We start from the raw sequence: 3,736 nt of genomic DNA, 5'->3' as shown, positions 1-3,736 counted from the left end.
TATCTCTCTTTGTTAAACCTGATTTTATAAATAGAGAAGAGAGGGTCTCGTCTGTATGCCCTCCTTGGGTATCCAGCATGTATAGTACTTGCAGGGCCTCGTTGCGTCCACCTTTGCTCTTTGTACCTCTCAATCTCTTTTTGTCCTAAAGACTGTTCTCGTTTTTAAAGGATGTCCTTGTAAAAAATCCTTTATGGGCAATCTCTTTCCACCCTCTAGCTGAACCTCCGATAAAGACAAAGAACCGTCACCAGTATTTACAACTACTTTGTTTTTAGTGGCCTCGGTTATCTCTCCATCACTTCCGAGATGTCTCTTATCTTCTATTTCTGTTAACCATATCTTGAGCAACTTATCTTCCATATATGTATAGGCGCCTGGCCAAGGATTAACACCTCTTACAAGATTGTGAATCTCTTGAGAGCTCTTTTTCCAGTCAATCAAACCATCTTCTTTTTTCAGTTTTGGCGCGTAAGTAGCTTTTGCATGATCCTGTGGAGTAGGCTTTATCGACCCATTCTCCAATCCTTCTAAAGTCTCAACAAGAAGCTCGGCTCCAAGAGGAGATAGTTTTACTTCTAAGTCTTTTGCAGTATAGTGATTCAAAAGAGGGATCTGTTTTTGAAGCAGAATATCTCCTGTATCCATATGCTCATCCATCAGCATTGTTGTTATTCCTGTCGTTTTTTCTCCTTTTATAATTGCCCAATTGACAGGAGCTGCTCCCCTGTATTTTGGTAGCAAAGAGGAATGAATATTTATACAACCATAGGGAGGGATATTTAATATATCCTTTGATATAATATGTCCATAAGCCACAACCACTATGGCATCAGTATTTAAGCTTCTTAAAGTACTTACAAATTCAGCATCATTTGGCCTCTCAGGTTGAAAACAGGGGATATTATTTTCAACTGCTATGTCTTTAACTGGAGAAGAAATCACTTTTAGTCCCCTTCCTTTGGGACGATCTGGTTGCGTTACCACTCCAATTACATTATGCTTGGAATCAATTAGTTTTTCTAAGGAATACGCTGCAAATTCTGGGGTTCCCATAAAGACAATATTCATTCGTTTTCACTTTCAATCTTTTTTAATTTATTCTTCAAAAGCACTTTCTTTGCCCTGCTCAACCTATCTACAAACACCAGTCCGTTGATATGGTCAATTTCATGCTGCAGGACACGAGCGAGGAGACCATCAGCCTCAATCATGACTTCTTTTCCTTCTCGATTGAGTCCCTTTACTTTAACCTTTTCAGCCCTTTTTACCTTAGCTGTTACCCCCGGCACACTGAGACAGCCCTCTTCCTCCTCAATCTCTCCCTCTGAATAAACAATTTCGGGATTAATTAAAACCAACAAGGCATCGGGATCTTCTCCAAAAGACGTATCGATCACAATAACCCTTGAAGAAGCCCCTACCTGCGTGGCAGCAAGACCAATACCTGGTGCTGCATACATGGTCTCAATCATATTATCGATAAGGGACTGTATCTCTTTACCTATTGACTTAACAGAGGTGCATTTCTCCCTGATGGCAGAGTCGTGATAGGTCTTTATGTTCAGTAGAGACATTTATCGCTCCTCCAATGAATGCAAATTCCTTGATTTAAGTATAGTTATATACTATTAACCAATAGAAATCAATTTGAAAATGATTGATAAACTCTTTGAATGATAACCTAAAAGATCGTTATGGGGTCTATATCTATACTAATGGTTATCCCTCTAGCCGTCTTATCAAACCTTCGAAATCTCATCATCCCTTTTCGAATAGTGTTGTGGAGATAAGAAACTGTTTTCCCTTTTAATAGAATAAGACATCGATGCTTATTTTTAATCTTTGGTGGAATCCCTCTTGAAGGACCCAGTATATCTACATCTTCCTCACCTTTTACCAGACCCTTGAAAATTTTTTCTATTCTATTTATCGTTTCTAAAACTTTCTCTTCTTTATAACCTTCTATCTTAATAACAGCCAATTTTGTAAAAGGCGGATACTTTAATATCTTGCGAAAGGATATCTCTTTTTCATAGAAATTTATATAATCGTGACTCTTTGCGTTTGTAATACTATAATGCTCAGGGCTTAAGGTCTGTATAATAACCTTCCCTTTTAGCTCACCCCTTCCAGTCCTTCCCGCAACCTGGCTTAGAAGCTGAAAGGTCTTCTCACTGGAACGAAAATTTGGAATATTTAAAGAGCCATCCGCTGAAATAACACCCACGAGTGTTATGTTTGGAAAGTCATGACCTTTTGTAATCATCTGGGTACCTATCAGTATGTCTATGTCTCTATTTCTTATCCTGTTAAAGATAACCTCATGGGCATCTCTCCTTCTTGTTGTATCCCTATCCATCCTGGCAATACTGACACCCTCAAATAATCTCTTGAGCTCATCCTCGACCTTCTGCGTCCCCATACCAAAAGAATCGATCTTTGCCCCCTGACACTGGGGACAGACATCTGGTATCTTCGCTGAAAAATCACAATAATGACACCTGCCCTGTTTTTTGAAGGAATGATATGTCAAAGATACGCTGCAATTAAGACATTTAAATACATATCCGCATTCCTTGCACATCACAAAATTTGCAAATCCCCTTCGATTTAAAAACAAAAGAACCTGTTCCTTTTTTAATAGCCTCTCTTTTATGGCTTTTTCTAAAACAGGAGACAAAGAACCTGTCTTTTTTATCTCATCAGTAAAGGTTCTCATATCAACAATCTCTACTTCAGGGAGGAGGCGCTCTTCAGCCCTTTCAGGGAGGTGGAGATAATGATATTTGTTAATTCTCGAATTATAAAAGGACTCAAAAGAAGGGGTTGCAGAACCCAGAACAATTGTTATCTTATCGTATTTAGCCCTCATCAAGGCAACATCTCTTCCATTGTATCTGGGATTTTCTTCCTGTTTGTAAGAACTATCATGTTCTTCATCCACAACAATAACGCCTAGATTTTTGATCGGTGCAAAAACAGCTGATCGGGTTCCAATTACAATTGATGCCTTTTTAACTCTTACCCTCTCCCATTCTCTCATTCTTTCTCTTCTTGATAATCCGCTATGAAGAAGGGCTATACCATGCCCGAATCTGTTTTTAAATCGCGTTACTAATTGAGGGGTAAGAGAAATCTCTGGAACCAAAAATAGGGCATTCCTGCCTTGATTTAATGCATAGGAAATCGCCTGAAGATAAACCTCTGTCTTTCCACTCCCCGTAATTCCATGGAGCAAAAAGGGGCTAAATTTCTTAGAATCAATACTTTTTATGATGGTTTTTAATGCTTTTTCTTGATGAGAATTTAGCTTCAAAAACTCCTCAACAGGAGGCTTTTCCTCTATCACAGAAATAAAATCTAACACCTTATCATAGACTTCAATCAGAGCCTTTTTCTCTAATGCCTTGATAATACTGGAAGATGATTTAAATTCTTCCTTTATCTCTTTTGTTCTCACCTCACCTCTTTTCAAAAGAAATTCAAGAAGTTTTATCTGAGAAGGGGCATGAGGACAGAGTTTTTCAATTATATCTTTTATATCTTTATTTTTAATTTGTGAACATAATCTTACAAAGCTCTCCTTTTTTAGAACTTCAATTGATTTTTCTTCACGTTTTTCTGTATAAATCAACCCTTTTTCACTGAGAGACGAAAGATAAGGATGGATATTCTTAATACCTGTTCTTTTTATAAGCTGATTTGTCTTCAATCCTTTGACCTCGCTTAATAT

General features: G+C 37.8%; 3 protein-coding genes. All 3 read right to left on the bottom strand.

What is annotated here, in order from left to right; translation table 11 throughout:
- Positions 1 to 129 precede the first annotated feature (129 nt).
- Positions 130 to 1,071, bottom strand: a complete 942-nt coding sequence (gene fmt / locus VMW81_08070) for a methionyl-tRNA formyltransferase (GenBank protein HUU50899.1) — start codon at positions 1,069 to 1,071, stop codon at positions 130 to 132.
- Entirely contained in the window at positions 1,068 to 1,577 is a 510-nt protein-coding gene (def, locus tag VMW81_08065) for a peptide deformylase (GenBank protein ID HUU50898.1), read from the bottom strand. Before def ends, fmt begins: the two co-directional genes overlap by 4 nt.
- Positions 1,578 to 1,684: 107 nt before the next feature.
- Positions 1,685 to 3,736, bottom strand: a 2,052-nt coding sequence (gene priA, locus VMW81_08060; GenBank protein ID HUU50897.1) for a primosomal protein N', incomplete at its 5' end; no start/stop codon positions are given.

The sequence above is a fragment of the Nitrospinota bacterium genome (assembly GCA_035528715.1).
Lineage (GTDB): Bacteria > JADFOP01 > JADFOP01 > DATKYB01 > DATKYB01 > DATKYB01.
This window is presented reverse-complemented; position numbering and strand designations above follow the sequence as displayed.